The organism is Roseateles sp. (assembly GCF_052436255.1).
Classification (GTDB): Bacteria; Pseudomonadota; Gammaproteobacteria; order Burkholderiales; family Burkholderiaceae_C; genus Pelomonas.
The window spans coordinates 1-4,401 of the sequence record NZ_JBQVNP010000250.1 but is presented as its reverse complement, the minus strand read 5'-3'; the positions used below and the strand labels follow the sequence as shown (position 1 = coordinate 4,401).

Genomic DNA, 4,401 nt, shown 5'->3' with positions numbered 1-4,401 from the left:
TATGAGCACCCTCTACACCCCCACGAAGGGCGCGCTGCCTTGGAAGGTGATCGAGTTCCTGACCACCAACCCCACCGAGACGCTGACCGTCGACGACATCAGCGTCAAGTTCGACGTGCCGGTGCGCGGCCTGGCGGTGTTGCTCACGCCGGCCGTCGAGTCGGGTGCCCTGGTGCGGCTCGACGACGCCGAGGAAGACGAGATGGTGTATCGACTCGGCAAGGGCCACCCGCAGATCAAGGCCCGCCCGAGCATTCATCCCAGCCTGGGCCCGGTGGGTACCGCACTGACGAAGAAGAAGCGCCAACGCGTCCTCATCGACACGTCAAAGATTGAGATCAAGTCGGGTGTTCCGATCCCTCAAGGTGCTAGGAACGGGCGCACGAACTGGACGGCGCTGTTCGATCGCATGAAGAAAGACGATTGCGCCGAGCTGCCGCTTTCCTCGCGCGGTTCGATCCAGAAGTGCGTCAACGAGTATTCGAAGGCCACCAGCAAGGCGTTCACGATCCGCCGCATCGACGACGAGACGCTGGGCCTTTGGAGGGTCAGCTGATGGCCACCAAGATCGCAGTGGTCGATACCACGGTGCGCTACCTCAGCGGCGCCTACGTCACCAACACCGTGCGCGGGCGACGCTGCAGCTGCACGCACAGCGCCGAAGAAGCCGCGAAGCGGCTGGGCAAAAAGATTTTCGCCACCGGCTTTGTGCGCGTGGAGGAGCTGGAGGTTGCCCGCGCGGAAGCCGGCACGACCGCCTGGCGCATCCACGGCCAGGAGGCTGCGTGATGGTTACCCGCGCCGCCAGCAAGCCAAACCAGGCGATGTGCTGCCTGACCGTGGGCCACATCCAGATTCTTCTGCCCGCAGATACCGGGCTCAAGGTTGTCGCGCTACTGCGAGGGGCCGTCGACGGCCATCTTCGCTACGACGCGACCCTCGACCGAGTCTTCGAGATCGATGGCGAACTCGACGTCCAGTACTGCGCCATCAAGGCTGGCCAGGTGCGTATGCCGAAGCCGCCCGCAGCGCCGCCGGCCCCAGCCGCCATCGGGCACGAGCCGCTGAAGCTGCCCCATGTCTGAAACCACGTCCCTCCTTGATCAGGTTGAGCCGACTACCGGCCGCTTGGTCTTCTCCCCGGCACCCACGGGTGTCGGGGCCTTTCTTGAAAGGCTTCCCATGTCCAATTTGACAGACGCCGAGCTGCAGATTCTGCGAGACGGCTTTTACCCCGTGCCTGGCGATCTGATGCGGCGAGCTGCCGTCGAGCTCGCGCACCTGCGTGGCTTGATCAACAACCCGCACACCGAAGAGTTTCTCTCCGCGGTTCAGTACGAGGCATCGCATCAGCGCTATCGCTTCGGCGAGGCCCACGACCGCCAGAAGAGCGCGGAGAACTGGTTCTGGCTGATCGGGCGTCTTGTGGGCAAGTGCCTGCGCGCCGTGATTACCGGCAATCGTGAGAAGGCCCTGCATCACACCATCAGCTCTGCTGCAGCGCTGGCGAACTGGTACCAGGCAATCAAGCTCGACACCTCGGGCTGCGGCGAGGGGCTGGACCTCGACTTGCCGTCGCTGGAAACGAGCGAAGCAGACGCACAGGATCTTCCGGTGGGCAGACTGCCACTGCGTGCGGGGGTGTGCGATGGCCATTGAGCGCGCGAAGCCTGCAAAGCTGCAGGTCAATATCTTTTCGAGCACCTGGAAGGACGTCGTTCGCTTCGATGCCGCCAACGACTTTCAGTCGATGGAGGTGATGGACGCGGCGGCCACGCTCGGACGCAACAGCTTTGACAACCGGCCGCGCTTCAGGATCGTGCGCGATGACCCGGCCTTCACCGGCCAAGACGCCATCGTGATCACCGAATGGGCGCCCGGCGATGGATGGAAAGGGGTGCAACATGGCTGACCTCCACATTGGCCTGTTCTGGTTCCTCTTCGCATTGGTGACCCTCGGCGCCGTTGCCTGGCTGTGCGGATGCTTCGATGCACGCAATCGCACCTGGCCGGCTTGGTCGATCTCGGCGGTCCAGGTGCTGACAGCCGCGTTCGGAGTCCTAGGCGCGCTGCTCTTCGCACTGCCGAAGGTGCATCCCGTCTGGGGCTTCGCCGCATTTCTGGTGAGCAACCTCGCGGCGATTCCCTTCAACAAACATCAGGGCAACCGCTGGATCTTGGCGAAGGAGCGCTGCTTCCTTGTGTTCTCGCTCATCGGCTTGTGGAACTGGTGGCTCGGGCCGCTGGTGCTGGAGTGAGTCATGAAAGACGCACAGATTCTGAAATTGGTCGAGTCGATGCAGACTCAGCCGGGCCACGAGTTCGACTTCGTCGGCTTCGCCCGCCTGGTCATTGCCGCGCATGTGATCGAACGGCAACAGATCGCCGAGTCTCTCGAAATGGGGCCAGGCTCCACGCCACAGACCTGGACCTTCAAGACGAAGCACGCGTTGGTCAGTTCGGCAAAGGTGGCGCAAGGAATACTGCGCTTCGTTGTACGCCCTTCGATGAACCCTCCGCCGTACGGTGTGGATCCGGCGCACAACCACATTCGCGTGTTGCAGCAGCTCTGGCGATCGCCTTCCGGCGGGGAGCCGTGGTGGGAAGACGTCCCGCTTGAAAGGGAGGAGCGCTGACATGAGCGCCACTAGCAAGATCGAATGGACCGACGCCACCTGGAACCCGGTGACCGGCTGCAGTGTCCAGAGCCCGGGCTGCAAGAACTGCTACGCGATGAAGCTCGCAGGCACTCGCCTGCGGCACCATCCCAGCCGCGTCGGCCTGACGCAGGAGAGCGCCGCAGGGCCAGTATGGACGGGCGAGACGCGGTTCAACGCCGCATGGCTTGAACAGCCGCTGCAATGGACCCGCGCGCGCATGATCTTCGTCTGCGCGCACGGCGATCTATTCCACCCTTCGGTACCGGATGAATGGATCGACCAGGTCTTCGCCGTCATGGCGCTGGCCGGGCGCCACACCTTCCAGGTGCTGACGAAGCAGGCGAAGCGCGCGGCGAAGTACTTCGCGCATCCGGTGCGCGAGGCCTTGATCGGGCAGCAGGTCGGGCAGATCAACCTGCGACGGACCGGCAACCCCGTTGCCGCGTGGTCGGGCCTGCCGCTGCCGAACGTCTGGATCGGCGCCAGCGCCGAGGATCAGCGCCGGCTGGACGAGCGGCTTCCCCACCTCGTCGGCATTCCGGCCGCGGTGCGCTACCTCAGCCTGGAGCCGCTGCTGGAGGCAGTCAAGGTCGACCACCGTCTCATCGCACCGATCGAGGGAACGTCGCAGCACGGCCAGCGGTTCATCGACTGGGTAATCGTCGGCGGCGAGAGCGGCCGCTGCGCGCGACCCATGCATCCTGATTGGGCACGCAGCTTGCGCGACCAGTGCCAGGCCGCCGGCGTCGCCTTCTTCTACAAGCAGTGGGGAGAGTGGGGGCCATACGGCCGAGGCCGCATCGATGGTGCGCAGCTCGCGACATCGAATTCCCTGGATGAGCCGCTGCAGCGCTTCGGCAAGAAGCTGTCTGGCCGCCTGTTGGACGGCCGCGAATGGAACGAGGTGCCGCAATGAAACGCCGGCCTACCGTCCACATCGTGATGGCCTGCACGAACTACGAAGGTGATCGGCCAGTTCAAGCCTTTGCGAACGTTGAAGCCGCCCATCTCTTCAAGGCGGCCCTGGATGCGCATGTTCTCAAGCGTCCTATTTCACCCGCCCAAGCCGTCGACACGCCAGAAAACGATGCCGAGTTCGAGGCCTGGGATCGTAAGACCAAACGCTGGCTGAAGCTCCACCCAGCAGGGGCGGACTTCGCGTACTACGACGACTTTGCAGTCATCGAGCTGCCCTACACGCCATGAACCGCAAGTGCGACGCCTTCAATTGCTCGCGGGAAGTGGATACGGGGCGCTTTCTGTGTCCAAGTCATTGGCGCATGGTGCCGGTGGCCATCCAGCGGTCCATCAACACCCGCTTCCGTGCCTGCAGAGCGAACTTTGCATTTCTCAGCGACCTCGCTTATCTGCAGGCGTGCGTGGATGCGATAGACGGAATTGCGCGCATCGAGTTCGGTGCCGGGCATGCCGGGCACCAAGCCAGGCAAGGCTCGTACCACCGGCTGTTGACACTAGCCAAGAAGAAGGCGGCGACATGACGCCTTTTGCTCTAGTCCTCCAGGTCGTACTGCATCTGCAGTTGCCGAATGATTCGCGCGATGTCGCGCCGATGGGTGCTGCGGTCGGTCAGCACTGGCACGGTCCATGTCGGACCACCTTCGCCATCGCTGCCGGTACCGACAACGCCCCCACGATGCACATCAGTGAGCTGGCCTCGAAGGTCGGGGATTGCCTCAATGCGGTCGATCACCATCTGGCGCAACTCGGCGGCAGTGCGCGT

General features: G+C 63.8%; 11 protein-coding genes. All 11 read left to right on the top strand.

From position 1 onward, the window contains the following. A partial coding sequence (locus ACT6S0_RS26885; protein WP_444766791.1) for a hypothetical protein occupies positions 1 to 556 on the top strand: 556 nt, incomplete at its 5' end. After that, positions 556 to 789 carry a hypothetical protein gene (locus tag ACT6S0_RS26880; protein ID WP_444766790.1) on the top strand — a complete coding sequence of 78 codons (234 nt, stop codon included), beginning with the start codon at positions 556 to 558 and terminating at the stop codon, positions 787 to 789. The genes ACT6S0_RS26885 and ACT6S0_RS26880, both read left to right, overlap by 1 nt. Next, positions 789 to 1,085, top strand: a complete 297-nt coding sequence (locus ACT6S0_RS26875; protein ID WP_444766789.1) for a hypothetical protein — start codon at positions 789 to 791, stop codon at positions 1,083 to 1,085. The genes ACT6S0_RS26880 and ACT6S0_RS26875 overlap by 1 nt, the downstream gene beginning before the upstream one ends. Then, on the top strand, positions 1,078 to 1,659 hold the full coding sequence (locus tag ACT6S0_RS26870; RefSeq protein WP_444766788.1) for a hypothetical protein: 582 nt from the start codon (positions 1,078 to 1,080) through the stop codon (positions 1,657 to 1,659). Before ACT6S0_RS26875 ends, ACT6S0_RS26870 begins: the two co-directional genes overlap by 8 nt. Then, entirely contained in the window at positions 1,649 to 1,912 is a 264-nt protein-coding gene (locus ACT6S0_RS26865) for a hypothetical protein (RefSeq protein WP_444766787.1), read from the top strand. Before ACT6S0_RS26870 ends, ACT6S0_RS26865 begins: the two co-directional genes overlap by 11 nt. Beyond that, positions 1,905 to 2,258 carry a hypothetical protein gene (locus ACT6S0_RS26860; RefSeq protein ID WP_444766786.1) on the top strand — a complete coding sequence of 118 codons (354 nt, stop codon included), beginning with the start codon at positions 1,905 to 1,907 and terminating at the stop codon, positions 2,256 to 2,258. The genes ACT6S0_RS26865 and ACT6S0_RS26860 overlap by 8 nt, the downstream gene beginning before the upstream one ends. A 3-nt stretch (positions 2,259 to 2,261) precedes the next feature. Further along, positions 2,262 to 2,636, top strand: a complete 375-nt coding sequence (locus ACT6S0_RS26855; RefSeq protein ID WP_444766785.1) for a hypothetical protein — start codon at positions 2,262 to 2,264, stop codon at positions 2,634 to 2,636. A gap of 1 nt (position 2,637) precedes the next feature. Next, positions 2,638 to 3,576: a phage Gp37/Gp68 family protein gene (locus ACT6S0_RS26850; RefSeq protein ID WP_444766784.1), complete on the top strand. Its 939-nt coding sequence runs from the start codon at positions 2,638 to 2,640 to the stop codon at positions 3,574 to 3,576. After that, a complete protein-coding gene (locus tag ACT6S0_RS26845) occupies positions 3,573 to 3,866 on the top strand; it encodes a hypothetical protein (RefSeq protein ID WP_444766783.1) in 294 nt (97 codons plus the stop codon). Before ACT6S0_RS26850 ends, ACT6S0_RS26845 begins: the two co-directional genes overlap by 4 nt. Next, complete coding sequence (locus ACT6S0_RS26840; protein ID WP_444766782.1) at positions 3,863 to 4,159, top strand: hypothetical protein; 297 nt, start codon at positions 3,863 to 3,865, stop codon at positions 4,157 to 4,159. The genes ACT6S0_RS26845 and ACT6S0_RS26840 overlap by 4 nt, the downstream gene beginning before the upstream one ends. Further along, the coding region (locus tag ACT6S0_RS26835; RefSeq protein WP_444766781.1) for a hypothetical protein at positions 4,156 to 4,401 on the top strand (246 nt) is incomplete at its 3' end. The genes ACT6S0_RS26840 and ACT6S0_RS26835, both read left to right, overlap by 4 nt.

Bases quoted from the DNA above. Each gene is read 5' to 3' on its own strand.
- ACT6S0_RS26865 (WP_444766787.1), top strand. From the start codon at position 1,649: ATGGCCATTGAGCGCGCGAAGCCTGCAAAGCTGCAGGTCAATATCTTT.
- ACT6S0_RS26870 (WP_444766788.1), top strand. From the start codon at position 1,078: ATGTCTGAAACCACGTCCCTCCTTGATCAGGTTGAGCCGACTACCGGC.
- ACT6S0_RS26850 (WP_444766784.1), top strand. From the start codon at position 2,638: ATGAGCGCCACTAGCAAGATCGAATGGACCGACGCCACCTGGAACCCG.
- ACT6S0_RS26840 (WP_444766782.1), top strand. From the start codon at position 3,863: ATGAACCGCAAGTGCGACGCCTTCAATTGCTCGCGGGAAGTGGATACG.
- ACT6S0_RS26880 (WP_444766790.1), top strand. From the start codon at position 556: ATGGCCACCAAGATCGCAGTGGTCGATACCACGGTGCGCTACCTCAGC.
- ACT6S0_RS26855 (WP_444766785.1), top strand. From the start codon at position 2,262: ATGAAAGACGCACAGATTCTGAAATTGGTCGAGTCGATGCAGACTCAG.
- ACT6S0_RS26860 (WP_444766786.1), top strand. From the start codon at position 1,905: ATGGCTGACCTCCACATTGGCCTGTTCTGGTTCCTCTTCGCATTGGTG.
- ACT6S0_RS26845 (WP_444766783.1), top strand. From the start codon at position 3,573: ATGAAACGCCGGCCTACCGTCCACATCGTGATGGCCTGCACGAACTAC.
- ACT6S0_RS26875 (WP_444766789.1), top strand. From the start codon at position 789: ATGGTTACCCGCGCCGCCAGCAAGCCAAACCAGGCGATGTGCTGCCTG.